This window comes from Bradyrhizobium sp. AUGA SZCCT0182, from assembly GCF_018130185.1.
Classification (GTDB): Bacteria; Pseudomonadota; Alphaproteobacteria; order Rhizobiales; family Xanthobacteraceae; genus Bradyrhizobium.
This window is the reverse complement of sequence record NZ_JAFCLY010000052.1, coordinates 43,292-64,333: the sequence shown is the minus strand read 5'-3', so window position 1 is coordinate 64,333 and position 21,042 is coordinate 43,292. Positions and strand designations below refer to the sequence as shown.

Annotated in this window: 23 protein-coding genes and 1 pseudogene; 14 read left to right on the top strand and 10 right to left on the bottom strand. The window is 56.7% G+C overall.

From position 1 onward, the window contains the following. Window positions 1–1,633: 1,633 nt before the first annotated feature. Window positions 1,634–1,855 (bottom strand): hypothetical protein, encoded by a 222-nt coding sequence (locus JQ611_RS35775; protein ID WP_212468105.1) that lies wholly within the window; start codon window positions 1,853–1,855, stop codon window positions 1,634–1,636. Between the two features lie 457 nt (window positions 1,856–2,312). Beyond that, entirely contained in the window at window positions 2,313–2,549 is a 237-nt protein-coding gene (locus JQ611_RS35770) for a DUF6894 family protein (RefSeq protein ID WP_212468104.1), read from the bottom strand. Between the two features lie 472 nt (window positions 2,550–3,021). Between JQ611_RS35770 and JQ611_RS35765 the strand changes: the two genes are divergently transcribed. Then, entirely contained in the window at window positions 3,022–3,273 is a 252-nt protein-coding gene (locus tag JQ611_RS35765; RefSeq protein WP_212468103.1) for a hypothetical protein, read from the top strand. Window positions 3,274–4,223: 950 nt separating this feature from the next. Here JQ611_RS35765 and JQ611_RS35760 read toward each other — a convergent pair. The 7 genes and pseudogenes from JQ611_RS35760 to JQ611_RS35735 all read right to left on the bottom strand — a co-directional run bounded on the left by JQ611_RS35760 (window position 4,224) and on the right by JQ611_RS35735 (window position 9,959). Then, on the bottom strand, window positions 4,224–4,586 hold the full coding sequence (locus tag JQ611_RS35760) for a nuclear transport factor 2 family protein (protein WP_212468102.1): 363 nt from the start codon (window positions 4,584–4,586) through the stop codon (window positions 4,224–4,226). A gap of 146 nt (window positions 4,587–4,732) precedes the next feature. Further along, on the bottom strand, window positions 4,733–5,077 hold the full coding sequence (locus tag JQ611_RS35755) for a response regulator (RefSeq protein WP_212468101.1): 345 nt from the start codon (window positions 5,075–5,077) through the stop codon (window positions 4,733–4,735). A 550-nt stretch (window positions 5,078–5,627) separates the two neighbouring features. After that, window positions 5,628–6,923, bottom strand: coding sequence for a sodium:proton antiporter (locus tag JQ611_RS35750; RefSeq protein WP_249133713.1), 1,296 nt, complete (start codon window positions 6,921–6,923; stop codon window positions 5,628–5,630). A 67-nt stretch (window positions 6,924–6,990) separates the two neighbouring features. After that, on the bottom strand, window positions 6,991–7,443 hold the full coding sequence (locus tag JQ611_RS35745; protein ID WP_249133712.1) for a peptidoglycan-binding protein: 453 nt from the start codon (window positions 7,441–7,443) through the stop codon (window positions 6,991–6,993). A gap of 64 nt (window positions 7,444–7,507) precedes the next feature. Further along, window positions 7,508–8,581: a glycosyltransferase family 4 protein gene (locus JQ611_RS35740; RefSeq protein WP_212468099.1), complete on the bottom strand. Its 1,074-nt coding sequence runs from the start codon at window positions 8,579–8,581 to the stop codon at window positions 7,508–7,510. An 821-nt stretch (window positions 8,582–9,402) separates the two neighbouring features. Further along, window positions 9,403–9,591: pseudogene (locus JQ611_RS42170) on the bottom strand (hypothetical protein); the annotation flags it as partial. Window positions 9,592–9,722: 131 nt separating this feature from the next. Then, entirely contained in the window at window positions 9,723–9,959 is a 237-nt protein-coding gene (locus JQ611_RS35735; protein ID WP_212468098.1) for a hypothetical protein, read from the bottom strand. Window positions 9,960–10,137: 178 nt separating this feature from the next. Here JQ611_RS35735 and JQ611_RS35730 point away from each other — a divergent pair, with 178 nt between their 5' ends. Together JQ611_RS35730 and JQ611_RS35725 are read left to right on the top strand one after the other, a co-directional pair. After that, window positions 10,138–10,290, top strand: coding sequence for a hypothetical protein (locus tag JQ611_RS35730; RefSeq protein WP_212468097.1), 153 nt, complete (start codon window positions 10,138–10,140; stop codon window positions 10,288–10,290). A 717-nt stretch (window positions 10,291–11,007) separates the two neighbouring features. Then, complete coding sequence (locus tag JQ611_RS35725) at window positions 11,008–11,190, top strand: hypothetical protein (protein ID WP_249133711.1); 183 nt, start codon at window positions 11,008–11,010, stop codon at window positions 11,188–11,190. A 576-nt stretch (window positions 11,191–11,766) separates the two neighbouring features. Here JQ611_RS35725 and JQ611_RS35720 read toward each other — a convergent pair. Then, window positions 11,767–12,105, bottom strand: coding sequence for a DUF1236 domain-containing protein (locus tag JQ611_RS35720; RefSeq protein ID WP_212468096.1), 339 nt, complete (start codon window positions 12,103–12,105; stop codon window positions 11,767–11,769). A 1,429-nt stretch (window positions 12,106–13,534) separates the two neighbouring features. On the opposite strand from JQ611_RS35720, the gene JQ611_RS35715 reads away from it, so the two are divergent. The 11 genes from JQ611_RS35715 (at window position 13,535) to JQ611_RS35670 (ending at window position 20,141) form a co-directional block, all read left to right on the top strand. Continuing rightward, the gene (locus JQ611_RS35715; protein ID WP_212468095.1) at window positions 13,535–13,894 is read left to right on the top strand and encodes a hypothetical protein; all 360 of its coding nucleotides are present in this window, start codon (window positions 13,535–13,537) and stop codon (window positions 13,892–13,894) included. Between the two features lie 3 nt (window positions 13,895–13,897). Further along, window positions 13,898–14,818: a non-homologous end-joining DNA ligase gene (ligD, locus tag JQ611_RS35710; protein ID WP_212468094.1), complete on the top strand. Its 921-nt coding sequence runs from the start codon at window positions 13,898–13,900 to the stop codon at window positions 14,816–14,818. Beyond that, on the top strand, window positions 14,815–15,051 hold the full coding sequence (locus JQ611_RS35705; protein ID WP_212468093.1) for a hypothetical protein: 237 nt from the start codon (window positions 14,815–14,817) through the stop codon (window positions 15,049–15,051). The genes ligD and JQ611_RS35705 overlap by 4 nt, the downstream gene beginning before the upstream one ends. A 15-nt stretch (window positions 15,052–15,066) precedes the next feature. Continuing rightward, a complete protein-coding gene (locus tag JQ611_RS35700) occupies window positions 15,067–15,288 on the top strand; it encodes a hypothetical protein (RefSeq protein WP_212468092.1) in 222 nt (73 codons plus the stop codon). A gap of 32 nt (window positions 15,289–15,320) precedes the next feature. Further along, a complete protein-coding gene (locus JQ611_RS42165) occupies window positions 15,321–15,668 on the top strand; it encodes a hypothetical protein (protein ID WP_249133710.1) in 348 nt (115 codons plus the stop codon). 280 nt (window positions 15,669–15,948) lie between these two features. Beyond that, a complete protein-coding gene (locus JQ611_RS35690) occupies window positions 15,949–16,209 on the top strand; it encodes a PilZ domain-containing protein (RefSeq protein WP_212468091.1) in 261 nt (86 codons plus the stop codon). A gap of 10 nt (window positions 16,210–16,219) precedes the next feature. After that, complete coding sequence (locus JQ611_RS35685) at window positions 16,220–16,684, top strand: PilZ domain-containing protein (RefSeq protein ID WP_212468090.1); 465 nt, start codon at window positions 16,220–16,222, stop codon at window positions 16,682–16,684. Between the two features lie 13 nt (window positions 16,685–16,697). Beyond that, window positions 16,698–17,027, top strand: coding sequence for a hypothetical protein (locus tag JQ611_RS35680; RefSeq protein ID WP_212468089.1), 330 nt, complete (start codon window positions 16,698–16,700; stop codon window positions 17,025–17,027). A 1,185-nt stretch (window positions 17,028–18,212) separates the two neighbouring features. Next, complete coding sequence (locus JQ611_RS43175) at window positions 18,213–18,566, top strand: DUF6894 family protein (RefSeq protein ID WP_409411322.1); 354 nt, start codon at window positions 18,213–18,215, stop codon at window positions 18,564–18,566. Between the two features lie 273 nt (window positions 18,567–18,839). Continuing rightward, window positions 18,840–19,193 (top strand): hypothetical protein, encoded by a 354-nt coding sequence (locus JQ611_RS35675; protein WP_249133709.1) that lies wholly within the window; start codon window positions 18,840–18,842, stop codon window positions 19,191–19,193. A gap of 711 nt (window positions 19,194–19,904) precedes the next feature. Continuing rightward, the gene (locus tag JQ611_RS35670; protein ID WP_212468088.1) at window positions 19,905–20,141 is read left to right on the top strand and encodes a DUF6894 family protein; all 237 of its coding nucleotides are present in this window, start codon (window positions 19,905–19,907) and stop codon (window positions 20,139–20,141) included. Window positions 20,142–21,042 lie beyond the last annotated feature (901 nt).

The following is a 21,042-nucleotide window of genomic DNA, read 5'->3' as shown; positions in this document are numbered from 1 at the left end:
GGCTAGGACCAGCGAGCCATATCCCGCGATACCGAGCCAATCGATGTGCCGCTTCATCCCGAATTCCGGACATCTTGGCCTGAAGATCACGACGACGTGAATTAAGGAAAAGCCCGCCATTTCCGGGGGCAAGTGGGGTTAGCGTTTCGAAAAACGCAAGGCATTCCTGCCGGTTCTTCCCGATTCTTCATCAGTAGAACTGCCGACTGGGGGACTATGCCTCGCTTGGCAGCCTGCCTAGGAATCGGCGCGTTCCGAGTTCATATTGAACACATGCCGCTCGGTACTAAAACCACGGTAATCTTTGCTTGCCCCAAATGCAGTGGGATTTACCGCGCCACGCAAGAGCGGCGCTCGCCCAGCCAATTGAGAATTTTTCAATGCAGGAATTGCGGGGCCGAGGTTCACCGATGGTCGGGCTATTACGATTATTTGGACTGGAGCCAGGTTGAACCAGTCACGCGCCCTGGGCCGATGCGAAGCGGCCTACGTTGATGAGTGTCTGAAAGGACTTCGCTTTCATGAGCGACGGTGTTGTCACTAGCACCGCGAAGCAGCCGAGCGCACCACCATCTGGGGTAGGTGAAATAGTGGGGCCCGGCCACTCGGCCGCACGGCGGTTGGGGCACATCATCCAACGTTTGATTTCTAAATTTGTTGTAAAATCATCATCTAAGTAGAATGATTTAATGTTCTATTTGAGGATGCAGCTCGACGAAAAAACCCGCCGATCGCGCAAACGGCCCCAGCGCAATGCGCAACGCTGCGGCCGCCAACCCAGTGGGGTTTTCTCCCGGTTGGAGGTTTTAGGGGCATACCGGGAGCGCAGAGTCGATTCCTTCGGCGCCGGATCGTTCCCAATGCAAGGAAAAAGCCCCGCCTTCACCCGGCGGGGCTAAGTCAGTCAAAGGGTCGTCACCCATGCGCGCGAAGCATGTTCACCGACGAACGGAGGGCCCCCTCAACCATCTGCTCAATATCGTGCAGGGCGGAGTCGATGTCGCATATCCTGCTCGGGAAAAAGTGGTAAACTTTACTGCCAGCCGCTCACCCGTGAGGTCGGCGGCCGCCACTTAAATCAGGTTCTTGATTATGAGTTTCGAGAGAATTTCTGACGCTAGCATCGCACGTTATTACGAAAGCATACGCGAACAAGCCGACGCCGATCGAAAGCATAAAGATCATTTCACGGCTAGCCCGAGCGTCCGGGAACGGGCGGATAAGCTACGTCAAGAAATGATCAAGCGGCGAATGCAGTACTCGCCCATCAACTGGCCATCCTGATTTCGATTAATGTCAGGTAAGGGCAAATGATAACGCAGCGGGCGCCATACAAAACGCGCCGCTGGACGGAAGCCGAGCTGGCCGCACTGCGGTCAATGGCTCAGGCCGGAAAGGACGCCCGCAGCATCGGCAAAGAGCTTCGCAGATCTTTTATGGGCGTCCAAGCCAAGGCGAAGAAACTGAACCTTGTCTTGCCGCGCATGAGGGCATGATCGTGGGCCCCTTTCGGGAAAATGACATCATGATCGCGACGATAGCCGGCTTGTTAGCTTGGATGATCACACTTGCTATACGTACCGCTTTTGGCGGCTGAATTCCCATGCACCGACAGTAGCGTGCTTACAAATGCTCAACCACCAAAGAAACGGCCCAGCCTCAGGGGAACACTAGGGCCGCTTCGGGGACTCGTCTGCTTCTCTGTCTTTTGCGGAAGCTCGCCACGATTCTCGGCAGTCTCTTCCGGATCGCCGGGCTTTTTCCCGGCCATGTTGCCGGGGTTGTAATGGAACTTACCTTCAGGGTTTTCGCCGGGCTGTTTCACATTTGGATTTCTTGTGTTGTCGTCGGCCATCAGGCGTTCCTTTGGAAGGAGGAACAACGTTCAACAGAACCGCGCTGGTTACGTTCCTAATACGAGTGGCCTGTTTCGACCCTTAGTGGCCGGTTTTGAAATCGCCGTGGCCTAATTTGATTGTTAACGATTTCGCGATGTGAGCTGTTTTGACCAGTATGTCGGCTGCCGGACATGCCACGATCGGCGATCATCGCCCCGCCTTTGGCTTCTACCGGTGACTGAGAGCATTGCGCTCCCGCCTTGATAAAGGCGTCCCATCATGTCCCAGGTTCAACCATCCCCGGCGGTCTGTCCGGGGTGCCACAAGCCAATGAGGCTTATGCTCGTCAAGGGCATGGGTGGCCGCAAGATGCAATGCATTGATTGTGGTCAACCAGACCCCTTAGAAAACCCCGATACCCAACGGTGGTTGAAGGGCGAACTCGGGTCCAAGATTTAGGCTGCCGCGCGGTGCCTATCTGGCCGGGTTTTCGTATGAGGGCTTGGAATATACTGGCACGGTGCCAATCTCGCGCCCCGCATCGTTGATAATAGCGATGCGGCGCTCAGGATCGTCTTCGGGCTTGTCGAGAGAAACACCTATGGCGAGCACCGTCGCCCTGATGATTGCATCGGTATCGTCGTCGCAAACAAAGCCTGATGCATCAAAAAGCCGGTGGCCGTTCTTAACGTCAAAAAAGTAGCGGGGCATTGCAACCTCCAGATTGCCAAGCTCCTGTAGACAGCATTGTTCCGATATCAGGCCCTCTCAGTTGGCGGCCTCTTTCATTTGAGGAAGTCCTAATTCCCCTGCGGATGCCCAAACGAAAAGGCCCCAGCCGGGGCTTGGCTGGGGTCCCATTCCATATCGCCCCCCTTCCAAGGCGGGGCACGATGCCCAGAAACTCACCATTCGATATGGCCCATCCTGTGTCCTAATTCGGAAGTGTGAGTGTCCTAATTAGGACAGCACCACCTCCCGCGATGCACGGAAGCCGACTTCGACGAGTACCGGCGCGAGCGCGCCTGGCCTGGACGACTTGGAAATACGACATGCATGTCGCTGGCCTGCCGCTGCCGACCCCATCGAGTAGTGGACGGGCGCGCTGTTTCTGTGGCGCCGCGATCCATATAGCGGTAACCGACCGTCACGTTCACGAAGCGCATATGGATTCGCAGCACGCATGAAGTTCAGCACTGACCGCCCCTATTCCGATCCTGAAAAGGCCGCGCGCAAGCTGCTGGATATCGCCAACACGATCGAGCCGGTGGACGGAAAGATCTACATAAATGCGCCGATGCTGTACCAGGAGCGCGCCACCCCGGCCGAATACAAAGCCGGGCTTGATCTAGCGATATCGCGCGGTTGGCTTTTGCTGCACGAGTCCGGAACCTTCGTGAAGTTCACCCCGGCCGGGGCCGAACTGTTCTCCTGAGAACGCGAAAAGCCGCCCCTTCAGTTATAGCACGCCCACAAAGGCGGAAACGATCAAGATTGCCGCTCCCACCCCTAGGATTATCACATCAACTGTTATGCGTCGCTTGGCAGATTCGGTCATGGCTGAACCCTCCATCCACGGGAAACCGCGTTGTCTGACCAATCGCGATCGAGCACCGTGCGTCAGCTCACATACATATCGAGAAAGTTCACGCCGGCGGGCGCCTAACTAGCGCTTAACTGTTCGCCTGATGGCTCGGTGCAAGGGTACGGGTGGTGTCGGGTCTGGTCCCTGTCCTCGGAGTGCGTTTCGACGTGCGAACGCTTGCGCCGGTTCTCGGTCGGATGCGGGGAGCCAATGGAACTCTTGTTCAATTTATACACCTCGGGCGGAACGATTTTCCAGTTTCGACGTGATCTGTTCGGGTAGGGCAAACGGCATGAGGACGTGCAATGCCCAGCAGACCGATCAAGCTCCCTTCCAAGGGCATCATGAGCAGTATGCGTCTCGGCATCACAGTGACGGGCTTATACAGCGTGGTCGCAATGGGGCTGATGATCGCCTTCTTGCGCGGGCCGCCCTAGGTGTCGAAAATTGGGATGTTGGAATTTTTGCGCAGGTTTGGAGAATACCGCTATGCAAAATTCCATTGATATTGACTCCTGCCGCGAGATCGTTCGAGAAATTGGCGAGAGACTGCGGGCTTCATTCACAGTGGAGCGAGAGTTGCCCGTGCACTTCAAAACGCTAATCGAACGACTCCGCCAATCGGACGACCGCTCGCAAGCCAGAGGCTGAGCCGCGTCAGCAGTCTCACGTTTTTAAACTAGGCCACGGTGTTCAATGCCGCGTGGGCGTCGTTTGCGCGGGGGTATCGACGCGTTCGATCCCGGCAATCGCGCTGCCTGCCCCTGTGCCGGGGTCTGAACGTCAACACTGATTGACGTTCAGGCGGCGCAACGTCTACTGAATGGGCCACACTCGGTGTGTAATATCTTTCCCGAGGGTGTGAACCTGAAAAGCATCCGCACTGGCTTGCCCTCATAACTTCGGTAGTCAAGGCAAGCGCCTTCTCCCGTCAGCGCAAGGTCGTCGATCGAGAAAGCCTTTGCCGATGTCCCTTCAAGTTTGGGCGCCCAGTAAGCCGCGATCGACGGACGGCCTACATGCATCACGCCCTCACACGCGCACTCCAACGTCGCTCTCTCGTCGTACAGGTCGAGCAAGGCTTCGACGTCGCCGAGCCGGCAGGTATCAAGCCAATCTACGACAATGGCGAGTGGATCGAAATGGTCCGGTGAGGTTGCCATCGATGCCCATCCTAAACCGACTGCGCCTCCCGTTAGCGCTGTTAGTCGGTTCATCATGAACAGTCGTTGAATGATGTTCCGTAATACTACGGTAGAGCCGTCCAGGCTCGCTGGCGGGATGTTCGTGAGCCGGCGCTCGCGTTGGATCAGCTGAGTGCCGCCTCTAATAAATCCTGGGTGGGATATGGCTTCAATAAGAACCGTGTACCGAGCGGAATGTAGGGCGGATCATTCCCGGAAATCAGCACTACGTTGAGGCGAGGAAATTTGCGTTTGGCATATTCGGCCAGTTGAACGCCGGACATATCACCAGCGAGTTTCACGTCTGTCACTAACGCAATGAGTTCGGTACCTGTCGATGCTAAAACCAGTTCAGCGGCTTCGGCAGTGCTGCATTCGACTACTTCAAGCCCATGGTCCCTAAAAAGATCGGCGAGCAACTCTCGATGGAAGGCATCATCCTCCACGATTAAAGCCACGAAATTCGACATCTTCACCTCGAGGCTATCCGAGCGGTCGAAAGCCGCGTGCCCGATTATCGGAGCCCAAAGAAAGACAGAATAACTCCGATAACGACGATCAGCCCCACGATATAGATTATGCCGTTCATTGAATCGTCCTCCAGAGTTGCGGGACGACAACAGAACTATGAGAGCTTAGTTCCAGTCTATCTGCTGGGACTACCAATCCGAATTGACAGGACGTGAATGAAACACAAAGCGTGTTGTTGGCTTGACGATGATCGGCGACGGGAAAACCCGGCGACCGTGATCGAACAGGTAAAAAGACAAGCTCAGCAGGGATGCAACCGAGCCGCGTCGAAAGGCTCTCCCCGCTCGGGCTGCCTGTTCAGCGGTTTCGTCCCGACGAGGTGAACGATGTGGTCGCGTATGTCTGCTCACCGCACGGCCTTGACCTTCAGAGGGTCAGGCGCGTGTGACATTTTTCCGGGCTTAGTAGCGTGCTTTTCATCAAAGCGCTGGTTGGGAAGCGTAAGGGGAGTAAGGCGAACGTTTAAATCGGTTCCACAAAAAATGTAATCTAATCACTGCTCCGCTCGCGCTGTCGTTTAGCAAGCTTCTTCGATTCCATCGCGGCGATACCGCGCCGTTGGCGTCGATCGATCAGGCGCATCACCGGCGTCACGGTCACGCCATGCAATACAATCGAGATAAGTATTATGAATGCCGCTGTACTCCAGACCACATCGACCTTGTCAAAATTCTCCTTTTGGAGAGCGTATGCCAGATAGTAGATAGTTCCTAATCCTCGGATGCCGAAGAAGCTGATGACAGCACGTTCGGTCGGCGGACAAGCCGTTCCTGCCAAACACAACCAGCCAGCTAATGGACGCACGAGAAAAATTGCGAGCATGGCGTAGCCAACCGAACTCCACGTAAGCGCGTTGAGAAGTCCGCCACTCGAGATGGCTCCCCCGAAACCAACCAGCAAGAGCATCATCAAAAGACGCTCGAGCTGCTCGGAAAAGTCATGAAGCGTTTGGTGATATTTATGATTGCGCTCTGCGGCCCTTAGAGCCAAACCCGCAACGAACACTGAAACGAAGCCGTAGCCGTGCAGTGCTTCGGCAATGCCGTAAACGGCAACCGTTATTCCAAGCGCAACAAATCCGTCTCCGGTCCGTGAAAGTTTGGCTCGGTTCGGCATTCGAAAAACCAGCCACCCCAAAGCATAGCCCAGCAGCACTCCGATCCCAACCCCGATGGCAAGACGCCAAACCACTTCGATGCCGATCCACTGGAGCAACCACGGTTCGCGGATGCGTCCGGCGTGCGCCAAAGCGATGGCGCACATTACGAAGGGGAATGCCAGTCCGTCATTCAAGCCGGCTTCGGATGTAAGCGCGAATCGCGTGTCATCTTCCTCCCCCGATTTCGGAGGTCCGACTTGCACATCGCTGGCTAGAACTGGATCGGTGGGAGCAAGGGCAGCACCGAGGAGCAAAGCTGTTGCGGCGCCTAAGCCGAGCATCATGTAGCCGAGCCACGAGAGTGCAAGAATTGTAACAGGCATAGCTATCGCCAGAAGGCGCCATGTCATCATCCATGACCGCCATCCGATCTTACGATCGATCTTGAGAGCCGCTCCCATCAAAGAGATCAAGATCACCAGTTCCGTAAGCCGTTCGACGGCCGGCAGTGTGACATCAGGTCGCGGAACGTAGCCAGATAACGGAGAGGCAAAAACAGCGGCACCGATTCCAACGCAAGCTATTGGTAGCGAGAGAGGCGCTTCACTCAGAACCATCGGCAGCCAGGCGGTCAGAAGCACTAAAGCCCCAAAGCCGATCAGCAACAGAATGTAGGTATCACTCAACTTTGCTCCGCCCATATCTAACGGGAACGACTATTCCCTCGCGGCTGGTATCCTAACGGCACTGGCCTCAGAGGAATACCGAGTGCGATCTTGCGATAACGCCTAGCACCACGAGCAGCTGCTCGCTCGTGTGAAACTTCTGCGCGAGCCCCTCGCGCGGACTGGTATAGTTGAGTAGTGGAATGTCCTTCATATCTTCCAGCCTAGCCGGGAGCTTGGGCAGGAACGGGCCAGCGACGTCCTTTTCGGTGATGGTGTAGTTGGCAGTCACGGGCCGATCGTCCGCCCGCAGTGACTTCCAGGTGTCATCCACCGCGCTTTCGGCGTTTGGCAGCTGCCTAGCTTCCGCGTAGGCCCGCAACGCCTTCTTGGCGTTCTCTCCGAACTTGCCGTCGATCTCGCCGGGCGAGAAATGGGCCCGGTCGAGCAGGACTTGCAACCTAACGCCCGCCGGGGTGGGCTTCGCGGTGGAAAGGGTTTTCTTCGATGGCTCGGCCGCATTGATTGCCGGCGCGGTCATCTCGGCGCCTCGCGCGGAACTAGTCAAGCCGCGATAACGAGGCCGATCGACATGAGCTTGGCTATCATGATGGGCACAGGCGTACTCCTAGAACGCTCGGGCGTTTGCGCGATGCTCCCGAGATCAGCTTCTGGAACTGCCGCTCGTATTCACTTGCCATGCGGCGCGAGGAGAACCGATCCTCAAAGCGCTGGCGGATCACCTTTCTATCCAATAGCCCAATTTTGCTCACCGCCGCGACGGCCTCTTCCTCACTCTCGACGATAAAGCCCGTCACCCCATTTTCGACAACTTCAGGCACGGAGCCTGAGCGATAGGCGATCACGGGCGTCCCGCACGCCATCGCCTCAATCATGACCAGGCCGAAAGGCTCCGGCCAATCGATCGGAAACAACAAGGCAGTCGCATCGGCTAGAAATGGCTGCTTTCTGGCTTCGTCAACTTCTCCGACGAGTTGCACGTTTTTGCCATCGATGTGAGGTTCGATGCGCTTTTTGAAGTAGACCGTCTCCGCGCGCGGTATCTTGGCGGCGATGCGTAACGGCTTTCCGGCGGCGCGGGCGATGCGGATCGCGTCTTCCGGCCCCTTCTCGGACGTCAAGCGCCCGAGAAATGCCAGATAGGATCCCTGTTCGAATGACGCTCGAAGCAGGTTAACAGGAAGCCCGTGCTGGATCGTACCAAGCCAGTTCGCTCCCGGAAGCGGCAGTCGTTGATGATCGGAGATCGAGATTAAGCCCGCGTCAGGGAACTCGCGGATGACATCGGGCAGTCCAGGAAGGTCCAGCCGGCCGTGCATGGTCGTGAGAAATGGCACCCCCAGCCGGCCAAGCAATGGAAGGGCAAGCCAGTCGATGTGAGAGTGGATCACGTCGAAGTCGGCTGCTCGTTTCGCAACCGCTTCCAGCAGTACAGCGCAGGCTGAATTGGGATCCACATTCTTGCCACCGAGGCGCAGCGCTCGTGGCCAAACCGGGTGAAGCTCTCCGCGGGTCCTGGAATCGCCGCTTGCGAAGAGGGTCACCTCGTGACCTTGATCAACGAGCTCATCTACCAGCCAAGCAACGACCCTCTCCGTACCACCGTATAGCTTCGGAGGGACGCTCTCTGCCAAAGGTGCCAGTTGCGCAATACGCATCCAAATCGACCTAAGTACCAAAAACTGATCGGAGCCCTATCAAGATAGCCGCTGAAAGAAGCTGTGAAATGGCGAGCAGCGTCCAAGTTGGTCTTGCGGTTTCTTCCGTCATGCCTCTGAGCATTTTTTGAAGTTGGTTCACCATTCATCCTTTGGAAAGCGTTCGAGGTAAGCGAGGCCAGAGCACGTCAACTCTTCGGCGTTGGTGTGCCTCGCCTCCGACCTTCCTTGCAAATGGCGCTCAAGCATGCATCGCCGGCCGTCCTGGGCGTCAACGTCACGGTGTCTAGCCAAGTAGACGGTCCAAGCTGCATGTGCAGCCTTGCGGACTTCATCTCCCATCTCGAGCTCCATCAAAACGACGTTGGAAAACAACTCGAATTGTGTCGGAAAGTTGCATATTTTTCCCGCAATTACGAAATGATAGCTGCGGACGTTGCCGACAGGGCGGAGGACACTGCTCGCTGCACGCGGAGCGTGTCTTGATGAAGCAAGCACCCTACGGCACTACGGCTGGCGGCGCGCCAGCCCATACCAATAGCTAAACATATTAAATATCTCGCAAGGTTCGCTGCTTTTAACCACGGCAAGATGGCGATTTCTTCCGAGGTCCGACCCTTTCGGAGTATGCGAAGCTTTGGTTTTTAGCCGTCCTCGCTACGTTGAGTATTGATTCAACGGTCCTGCCCGATCTCAGGCTGACTCCGTGCAAGAGAAAACCCTGCCGAGGGGAGCCTCGGCAGGGTCATGCAGATGAATCGATGGGGGACAAAGCGGGGAGCTTGGGCCATCGAGGCTCTGCGTATTGTCGACTATTTGTATCAGTCCGTAGTACAAACCTTCATGGTATTCATGCTAGTTTCGGCTTCGGTTCTGAACTTGAACACGCCGTTGTCAACGACAGTCGTTGTAGTGGTGGTGGGCTTCTTGTCGACGATGGTGCACTTCTTGGTGCTCGCATCCCTCACCACGTAAAACTCGGTCGCTGTCTGCGCAAAGGCCGATGTAACCGTAAACGCACGACAGCGCCTGAGAGGCTCGGCAGCAACGTAAACAACGACACCCCGCGGGGCGCACCCATCATGGCGTTCGCCGGAGGGCGATCCGAAGGTTGACCATTTTCGGCGTTGTGGTGGTCGAACTAGCGTATGCCGTGAAACCCGACGCTGAAGAGCGCGACAGGGAGCGCCGCCGTTGAGCTGTTCGCCGGCCTCAAAGTCGAATCTTCGCGGGCCTCGCGGCGCCAGTTGACTTGCCCCTTGCTGTTGCGATCGGTCTTTACCCACCGCTTGAGCTTGGAAAAGACCGCATCCGCATCTTCAACCGCTCCGCGCGCGCCGTCACCGGCTGCGCCATGTCCGTCCGCGTCGTTAAGCATTCAATCCGATCCCTGAAATGGCCGGGTCCGGTCCTAACAGCGTTCCGGAAATGATTTTTCCGCTGCGCAAGCGCGACGGCCGTCTTAGCGGCCCGCCGCGTATTGCCACTTTTTCCCGCCTCTTGCGGAACTCCGCCTTTTGTTGGGCGTTTGCACACTAACAAAGAGGGGTGGTAAAATGAATCAAGTTGAAGAATTAGCGACCGCTGGTTTGGTCGTGGCATTTGCTGCCGTTCTGCTGGTCGCCTCGCACCTTTTCATTGAGTTCAAATCAACTAAGCAGCTCGTCAATCTCAAAGTACCAGCCAAGACTATCGCCAGCTCGCTATAACCCGGCTGCTCTACCACTTCCCCAGTTTTTCGCCGTTCTCGCAAGCTCCGTCTGGCGAGCCGGAAGCATTTAGGAGTACGAAGCGATGCCCGTATTCATCCTTTGGGCCATCCCTACCGCCCTCGTGCTCGGTGGCGTCAGCTACTATTTACTTCGTGCAGTGCAGTAGCGGATTGCAGCCATTTCCCGCGATGCTTTCCCGGCATGCAAGCCTTCGGGCCAACCCAAAAGGGTAAGGGTCCAGGCGGTCCCAGCGGACTGGCGTGCACTGGGACCGCCCATTGCAACCGTCGGCAACGGCGGTTTGCCAACGGAGCCCAGACGTTACCCAAAGCTCGGCTAATCTTCTGAACTAATTCGGATTACCTATAATTGCCACTTATTCCCGATTCATGGCTAGCTGTAATTTTTTGTTAATTGACGCGCAGCGGGACGGGAATTTAGCCTGCGGGCATTATTAATCTAGGATGATACTTAACGAGGTGGTTTGACCGGCCATCGCGCCCTCATCGACTTTTTCTGCCCGGCCATCGAGCCGGGCACTTTTTGTTAATGGGCCTTTTCGGCTGCTTTCTGCGCCGCGGAAAGCTCGCGCGTCCTCTTGATTTCGTAGTGCCTAACCCTTCCCAGGTTCCTTGGGGATGGGCGAGTTATCGACCTAGACACCAGTTTAGACCGGCTCTAAACGTGTTGTGCTTACCCGCCGGGATGCACCGAATGATGCCAGAATACCGCGCCTATGTGCTGGATCGCGAAGGTCACATTAAGCAGCGTGTTGAACTGGGCTGTGAAACCGAAGGCGCCGCCAGAGAGCGTGCAAAGCTACTCGTCGATGGTCACGATGTAGAGCTGTGGTTAGGCACGCGCAGGATAGCGACCTTCCGACACCTCAACAGTTAAATGCCGCCGTTGGCCTTATGGGTAAGAGGCGGATGAAGCTTTGGAAGTCGCGCGGGCCATGCCGAACGGGTCGGCAAAGACGGAAGCTTTGAAAAAGGCGGGCCTTTTGCGGAAGGCGGCTGACGCTCAAGGCATTTCATTCGCCAAGCGTGGCAGGCCGCGGAAGTAATTCAAACAAACGGCCCCGGCGCGAGAAAGATAGGCTGCGCCAAGGCCGCCAACCCAATTGGGGTTTTCTCCCGGTAGGTAGTGGGGGGACTTGGAGACCGGGAGCCTTGAACCGACTCTCTGAGTGAGCCGGCGTTCCAAAGAAACCGCCCCGGCCAGGCGGGAACAAGTGGCAATCACGTTCGTTAGTTCGCCGTGGGCCGGAAAAGCTGAGGAGATAACAATGCCAGTGCTTTTGTTATGGGCTGTTCCCGCGGTGATTGTTGTAGGTGGAGTTGGCTACTATTTGGTTCGCGCTGTCCACTAGCGCTACCTGTTAAGAAATAAGCCCGCGGCCAAATCGGCTGCGGGCTTTTGCTTTATGTAGAAATGATGCGGCATGGATAGCCGCATCATTTGAGCACATCGTTAGTCGATTTCGTGGACGATAGTGCGGGTGCCCGGATCAACCAGCATCACCCGATCGTTAGAGTAGACATACCGGTATTTACTGACCGACGGCCCCCAATCCGCGGGGACTGCTTCCAGCTCCACGCTGGTCGGAAGCGTGGCGCCCACGACGAGTCGTTCTTGCGTCGTAATGGGCCGAACCTTCTTCTCGGTCACGTAGGTCTTGATCTTGGTACGATATTGCGGCTCGATCTGAATTGCTGCGTGGCCGGTGCCGGTTGTGGTCACGGTCGTCTGAGCAATCGCAGCGGTGGCCAAAAGCGACGCGGCAGCCGCAATTGTTAAAAGCTTATTCATCGTTGAATCTCCAATCCGCTTGAGTGCGGACCATCCCCAACGTTACGCCGAAAAGAACGTTCCGCTTTTTCCCGATCTGGATCGGTCGCCCTGATTTGAAATTTGGCAGTTCTCCGGCACGATTAGTCGGGAACAAGTGGCAACTGCTCCGAGTTGGAAACCCGTCTAATGGAATTTAGACAGCGTACTTAACGGCCTCAGCGCACGCCTCGCTGGGGCCGCTTTTACGCCCGCTGCAGGTAACTGGTATCATCGCGACACCTAACTATGACCAGGTGGACTGTTCAAGATGGCGAGCGGTTGAAGTCGTTGGTAGCTAGCGGTGTTTCCGCCGCGCGCGCGGCATCCATCTTTCGCTGTTCGCTAGCCTCCATTCGCACGCGAGCCCGAATGCTGGGCGCGCCGTTCCCTTCGGTGAGGGAGGCCCGTAAGCGTAACGCGACCAGATTTACCGAAGCGGAAGCGGCCTTGCCGGCTCACAAGGCGCAAGAAGCGATTTTATCCAAGACGCCCCGTGGAGGCGGCCAATAGCTATTCTCTCGTCCGCGGGCTTCTCTCGGGCTACTGCCGATAATACCGATACGGCCGCTCCCATACGAATGTCGAGCCGAAGCGGTATGGCAGCGGATCATAACCGATCAAGTACGCACTTCTGATACGATAGTGTCGATAGCGAACACCCCGGGTAGAGAGGCGCGAGGTGGTGCACACGCACCGCTGACGCGAGCTGAAGTCGGAGACCGAACTTTCATGCGGCTTCAGCGCACCGGCGGATGCTTGATCCGAAAGGATGCAGAGCACACCCAAGAGGATAATCGACCGCAGACGAACCATGGCAAAAGACTTTCCAAGACACCGAGCATAACGGCGCAAAGAGAAGCGAGTTCCCGGCCCCCTAAGCGGTCAAGCACTTTGCCAGGAGCCGCCCCTCAGTGCCTGATTTTGCTAAAACATGGTTGGATCGCCATGGGCCTCGGAACAGTCTTTTCCATCGTGATCGGGTGCGGCCTCATGGCCCTGATGTTCTACAGCAGCCGTAGCGGCCACGATGAAGCCGCCGACCCCTTCCGAAAAAAACCGAAACGGCCATTATAGGCACGTAGCTGGTAGCGGACCTTCGAATTTCCAGCCGCCGTGCATCCCGCTGTCGAACGACTTTGGCGTGTTCGCTGCGCAGGGCGGTGACAGGTCAAGCGATGGTCGGGCCGCCACGCGGAAAGCGTGTTCCCAGCCGAGCGCACCTTCTCCACCCTGGCGCGCCCTGATGCGCAATATCTGGGGCTGCGATGGGCTTTCTTGGTTCTCTTGGCCTACTTCCTTGTTGGCCTGTGGGGCCGGTTGCGTTCGGGATCCCCTTGACCGACACGGCCGCCGGAACGAATCATCCCGCTTGAGCTTGAATCCCGGTTCTGTTGCGTGGAGTTGCTTTATGCGTAAGTCCAATTGGACGCCGTCGATCGTGCCCGATGGCAACGATGAGACGGTCTATCTGGTGGCGGATGATTTCGGCAAAATCGGCCGCGCCTGGCGCGAGACCGACTGGGAAACCACCGACCTCGAGACGGTCATCCAGGACCTGCTAACCGGGCAATACAGCAACCCGATCCGCGTCGTCGCCTTCAACACCGCCGAGCGCTGGTCGGAGGACGTTTCAGAGGACGTCGCCCATGAGCTGCGCCGGCGCTGCGATCTGCAGGACCGCGACATCCCGTTTTTCCTGCAAGGCTTCACCGACCGCTTCGAACGCTACCGCGACGTGCAGCTGCCGCTGCCGATACGCCTGGTGTGACCTGTGGCCTTCCAGCGGAAGAAACCGGCGGCGATAGGCATCAAGGCGCAGAACCCAGGTTTCATTGAACCGACGCTGGCTACATCGATCGAGAAGGTACCGGCGGGAGAACGATGGCTTCACGAGATCAAGTTCGACGGTTATCGGGTCCAGCTGCATATAGCCAATGAAGCCGCGAAGGTTTTCACTCGCAACGGTCATGACTGGACAAAGCGCTTCGCCAAGATCGCGCATGATGCCTTTCTGATCAGCGCTTCTTCCGCGATCATCGATGGTGAGGTGGTCGTTCCGGCTGCAGATGGAACGACGGACTTTTCGGTTCCGCAAAACGAGCTCAAGGGCAAGTCGACCAGGATTGTGATGGTCGCTTTCGACCTGCTTTATCTCAATGGCTACGATCTACGGAAACTGCCGCTCGTCGAGCGAAAATCACACCTAAAAAAACTAATCGCGAGAAGCGCAATCCAGTTTTCCGAAAGTCTTGAGGCCGAGGGCGCAGAAGTGTTCAAGCACGCCTGCTCTATCGGCCTTGAAGGCGTCGTCTCAAAGGTGCGGGATAGCAAATACAATTCCGGTCGTGGCAACGATTGGGTGAAAAAAACATGCGCTCAGCGCGAGACGCTGACTATCGCCGGCTTCGCGCTCGATGGCAACGATTGGGACGGCATCTATCTCGGCCGCCGCAAAGGCAATGACCTGGTATACGCCGGCAAAGTCGATCACGGTTTCGATAAGGCATCGGCAGCGCGCCTGCGACAGGCGCTCACGCCGCTGATCCGGAAGACCCAGCCTTACGCCAAAAGGATCGCCCATAAGGGCATCTGGGTCGAACCACAGCTGATGGCGGAAATCGAATACCGCGCCAAGTCTGCCGAAGGCAAGGTCCGCCACCCGTTCTTCAAAGGGCTGAGGGAGGACGTATGAAACCGCGCGACGTCGCCACTCGGTCGCGAGAGCTGCAGGATCTCCGCCGGCTGGATCCCGACGGCTTCCTTCGCCGAACCTTCACCCTCCCCGTCGAAGACGCGCGCGCTAAAGCGCGCGAGTTTCTTCGCGAATATCCGTCCGGCGGCTACATGACGATCGTCGAGCGATGGCGCCAGCTTCCCGACGGGCAAATTCAATTTACGATGCGACGATTGCCGACGGCGGATTAGGTACGGAGGCTTGTTGTGAGCGGATCGAATTGGGTACTCGAGCTGCACATCGAACAGCGCGCAACCAACTCACTGATCATGAGGCGCGAATTCAACGACCTGCAAGCACTGCGGGTTTCAATCATACGAAATCGAGGAAGACGCTTTATCATCACCCCGCCGGCCTCAATGACCGCGGGTGATAGAACTGCGCTGTTGAATATGCGGGCGGAAGGTTTCAACATTGAATTCAAGTGAGGTCACGCTATCGTGGAAAACAGGAACAGGCCTTGGACCGCTCAGACGACCGACGGCTGCTCGAACTGCGCGCGGCCGGACGCTCCACCCTTTCCATAGCTGCGGCGCTTCGGCGCAGTGGGTCGGCCGTGACCGGCCGCCTCGCCATCCTCCGAAAACACGAAAAGGAAATGTCGAACGTACCGCCGGAAATGAGGCCGATGGCTACCTTTGACCCTTCCCAACCCGCGGTACTCCATGATCGGGTCATCAACCAAATTGAAACTTGGACCGGTGAGCAAGCAACGGACTACCGTGAGAACGCGATCATCCAGCCCGACGGGGCTGTTGCTTGGCGCGACTTTGTTTTCGACGGCTGGGGCAACGTCCTAGGTGGATAGGTCTTGCCATCGATGCGTCTTTCAGCTGCGCATTTCCGCAGGGTTGGCGTGCTGGAAGATTAGCGAGTAGAAATACCTGCAGGACCATGTGGATATTGATCGGCGTGTATTTCCATCATTTGGCTATCGGTGATGTAGAAGCAATGCGCCCTAGACCAATGAGTGGCCTGCCGACTGTTAGCTAAGATTTAAGATAGTTCGGCAAATCCCTACGCCCATTTACGGACGCTTTACTTGATTGGGTTGACCGTTATCGATCAACAGGTTCGAAGGTGCGCCAATGGCGGCTATCGCGACAGTGAATGAGGAAGCGCGCAAGACGGCGCGCCACAAAGTTCTTGATACCGGTCTGATTAGGTTCGGTGACTTTTCCGTTCCCTGCGTCATCCGCAACCTTTCGGACGCGGGTGCTGCGTTGGACGCAGTCTCTCAGGGTTTGGTTCCAAATCAGTTCACGTTGATCGTTGTTCGAAAAAAGAAAAGCTATTCCTGCACCGTTATCTGGCGAAAAGGAACCCGCGTCGGCGTATCGTTCTGCTGACCGATAATCGATGACCGACGAGCGCAGAAAATCGCAGCGGACCGTCGTTGACGAGATTGCCTACATTTCGTCTTCGGGATCGAGCACACGTTGTCGGATTGCGAATATGTCCGAGGACGGTGCGGCGCTGGATGTTCCCGACGCCTCGCATATTCCGACTAGCTTCCACCTGATGACGGAGCGAGATCGGATCGTCCGGAGTTGCAGGATCGTCTGGATCAAGCAGAACCGGATTGGCGTCGAGTTCGAGCCTGCGCTCGATGAGCACTCTTCAATCACACATCGTGAACGACAATTTCTACAGTATTTGCGCGACGGGGCATGGCAGCGCGCGACCAGTTTGCCTGGCAGTCCAAAATTGATATCGAAGCTGCTTGGAAAAGGTTGGATCGAACGCAACGGCGACGGCAACGACGCCGTATACCGTATGACGCCAAAGGGCTTAGCCGCGAAAATTACGCCAGTCAAAATATAGGTTTCCGTCACCAATGACCCAGACCGCCTTTCGACATTGGACGATGCAAGAAGATGAGCGCCTTCGCGAAATGGCCCGCGACAGGGTTTTTATCTCTGAGATTGCTGCGGAGCTACGGCGCAGCGTTTCGGCCGTTGAGTTTCGGCTCAAATCTTTAGATCGGTCGAAATCACTTTCGACTAGAAGACATTGGACAGCCCAGGAAGATGTCGTAATGCGCACCTTCATGGATAAAGGGAAAGAAGCGGCCGAGATCGCGGCAGACCTTCACCGGACACCGCAAGCCATTTATGCGCGACTGCAACGCCTTTATCGAAGGCGTCTGACTAATTCGAAGCATTGAAGTTGGACCCGACCGCGCCGCTGACTATTTGATGAACGCCAGTTACTCAAACGGAACAGGCTCCGGCCAGGCGAGAAGCGTCAACTCCCAGTCGCCGGCTCGCAAGAGGTCGAGCCAGAGATAATTTGCGCATCAAAAACGCGGCGTTCGCCATCGCGAATTTGAATTCTGAAAAACTCAGTTGGCAAACGCCCCCGGCGCGGAGAACGCCACGCTGCACGAAAGGCCGCCAACCAGTGGGGTTTTCTCCCGCCTGGGGGCTTGAGGAGGAGTCTACCGGGCGCGTAGAATCGATTCAGCCGTCGCCCGATCGGTTCCAACGATTGAGAAAAAGCCTCGCTGTGAAGTTCGGGCCAAGTCGAGATAAGCATCTTAACCGCTCGAGGGTCCCTGAAGATCGAAGCAGAGCCAGACCAGGAGACCAAGATAGATGACCGACACCAAAGTTACCGTGCGCTTTCAAATCTTGTCCGACTGCGAGGTCGATGGGATAAAAATTTTCCACGGGGAACTACGAAGGTGAGAAACACCTGATATCGAGCACGCCTCATCCCAAATATTTCATGTGGGTCGACGATGCGCCTTAGTTGCCGCCATCAAACTGAAGGGGCCTTCACCATGTGGGCGAGGTTGGCGGACTAGGCGCTGGCAAGCCAAAATCCTTAGCCTGTTTGGCTGCTAGCTTTCGATAGGCCGTCGCTTGCTCTAACAACTGCGTTTTGAAGATCGAATCTTGTTCACCCGCTGCTAGGCGCTCTAGAGCCACGGCCCGATCGAGATATTCCGTAAGGAGCTTCATCGGAATAGTTTAGTCTTTATGTTCGGTCCAGCTGCGTTCGCCGCACTGACATTCAAACATTCGTACCGTCAAGCCACGAGTCGAGTCCATCATCTTGCGGACCACTTTGGGCTGCGCGCCACACCTGCACATGCGCTCGTCGCGCGTCTCCGGTCCTGATAGTTTATCGCTACTAAAGTAGTTCATTGCTCACCCCGCCAAAGGTGAATCACCTAAGTCCTAAAATGTACTCTAGTTCCGGCCAGGCTGGCGGAAAAATGCGCCTTCACCCAAATGGGTGACAATTCTGACGCGCGCACAATCGGCACACAGGCGGCAGATGTCGATCACGCGTCCGGCGAGTTGTTGGCACATCGATTGCTGGTGAATAGCAGGCTGGGGATTAGATGCCCAGTTTGAGACAGGGCGCCGCCGGGACACCGTATTTCGAGCCCGGCGGCGTATCTTTTTGGGTACGCCTGCGCGACATCGGCACAGACAAGCGCATTCGCCCCGGGGGAACCATACCGTGGCATCAGCATTTCCCATCAATGCCGCACTATCATTTTGAATTAGCGAATGGACATCGGATTCCAGACCCGCGTGGCCTCCATTGTAGAGATAACGAGGATGCAATCGCCAAAGCGCACCAAATTGCGGGTGCGATGGCCGCTGAGGTCGGCGAAACGCCTCGTTGCCTTGTCGTAGTGGACGATGAAGGAAACGATCTCTGTAAGGTGCCAATAGCTCTATCACCGTGACGCCGCGAAACTTGCGATGGTTGGAAGTAGGAACAGGCCTTGGACAGAGCAAGACGATCGCCGGCTGCTTGAATTACGAAACAGCGGGAGATCGTATCTGTCGATAGCGGTGGCCATGAGACGCTCAGCCTCTGCGATTAGAGGTCGTCTGTGGATTGTACGGGCCAGGGCGAGATCCAGCCAAGACTCACTGAAGGCCGATGCGTAGCGCCACGTTCGAACCCTGCATCCCGCCCCGCGCCACCAAGGTCCCGACCTCCATAAGCTGGATCCATGAGGTCAAGCAACTACCCGCTGATCGTTCCTCGCGAGGGCAAGCGCGTACGTCTGTTCACACGGAACGGATTCGACTGGAGCGACCGTTACCCGCTGATTACAGAGGCTGCGCTCCGGATCCCGAACACCTCATTCGTGATCGACGGCGAAGCGGTCCTGCTTGGCGTGGATGGCATCTCCGACTTTGACGGGCTGCACAGTCGCAATCACAATGACGAGGTGCAGTTCTACGCCTTCGACATGCTGGTGACGGACGGTGACGATATCCGGAAACTACCGCTCACCATGAGGAAGGCTAACCTTGCAAGGCTGCTGGCGCGGCGGGATCACGCCGCCGGAGTTCATTTGTGATTTCCGCTGTCGGCTAACGAAGCTGAATTACGATCAGCTCGCTGGCCTCTAATGCGATAGACTGAGCCGTTCAGGCTGATACAATTCCGGATGGCCCTATCCCCGGGCCACACGCAAGGATGACCCTTTGACTTAGCCCCGCCCTCACCAGGCGGGGCTTTTTCTGGAGCTAGGAACAATCAGGCGCCGGAGGAATCGATTCTGTGCTCCCGGTATGCCCCTCAGCCTCCAACCGGGAGAAAACCCCCACTGGGTTGGCGGCCCCGCGTTGGCGTGCACCTTCCGCGGCTAATACGTCGGCGAAGGCCATCCAATAAACAGATACAGCCCCTAACCCTGCAACTATAGCCACCAGCCCCCAATCGCGTTTCGTGACATCTTTCCGGCCCCGGCGCGCTTCCCGCGCTGGGGCCGTTTCTTTGGCATCACCCCGGGGGTCGCGATCAAGCAAACGGCACCCGCGTAGCAGCAGCTCATAGCGGGCCAGCGCGCCCCCCGGTCCGATCGACCGCGTCGGCAATTAACTTCCTGATGGCTGCGCTGCTCCCTCTGGGCCAACGAACGCTGAAAAGGGTAAAGGAATCAAACTCGAAGGGTTCACAAGTGAACAGACCGGCCAGGACCGGCGCGCTTAATTAGTTCATTGCGCGTTTTAGCTGTGTAAGATTGCAAGCGACCCGATAGCGCTCCCGCCGAACCGGAGAGTGCGCGATGATCCGCTACTACTTCGACATCGTCATAGATGATGATGTAACGGTCGATGAAGAGGGTGAACTCCTTCTTGATGTAGGGTCGGCTCGACAAGAGGCTTCCCGAACGTTAGCTGAAATTGCGCGCGACGATCTGCGCTTAGAGCGGACAATCGCACATTTGTCGATAATAGTGCGAACCGCTAAGGGCCCAGTTTGCGAGGTTATCTTTCAGTGGGACCCGAAGTCTCTGCAGTGAAGCGCCCGATGCAAAGCTACTCGCCTAACCGGAAAAGTGGGCGCGATTGCCAAGCCCTAGGCCAGCACGATCAAAATTGCCGCCCCTGCCGCTAAGATAATCACGTCGGCTGTTACCCTGTGTGGCATTTCACACATCGGGAGAAAGTGGTAAACTCTACTGCCCAGCCGCTTACCCGTGACGATCGGCGGCCGCCCACTTAAAGCAGGTTCTTGATTATGAGTTTCGAGAGAATGTCTGACGCTAGCATCGCACGTTATTACGAGAGCATACGCGAACAAGCCGACGCCGATCGAAAGCATAAAGAGCATTTCACGGCTAGCCCGAGCGTCCGGGAACGGGCGGATAAGCTACGTCAAGAAATGATCAAGCGGCGAATGCAGCACTCGCCCATCAACTGGCCATCCTGATTTCGATGGCAGGTAAGGGCAAATGATAACGCAGCGGGCGCCATACAAAACGCGCCGCTGGACGGAAGCCGAGCTGGCCGCGCTGCGGTCAATGGCTCAGGCCGGAAAGGACGCCCGCAGCATCGGCAAACAGCTTGGCAGATCTTTTATGGGCGTCCAAGCCAAGGCGAAGAAACTGAACCTTGTCTTGCCGCGCATGAGGGCATGATCGTGGGCCCCTTTCGGGAAAATGACATCATGATCGCGACGATAGCCGGCTTGTTAGCCTGGATGATCACACTTGCTATACGTACCGCTTTTGGCGGCTGACCCCCACCCACGACAAGCTGTAGGTCAACGACATCCAGGCCCCGACGGATTGATAATTTGCCGTTAGGTGCTGCGCCGGGCTTCAATAGCGGATGCCCGCCCTCACCCGCCGCCCTCACCCCTAACGCTCCGACACTTGGCACGTCTACTACGGTGACGTTCAAGTCGGCTCGGGGTCCAAT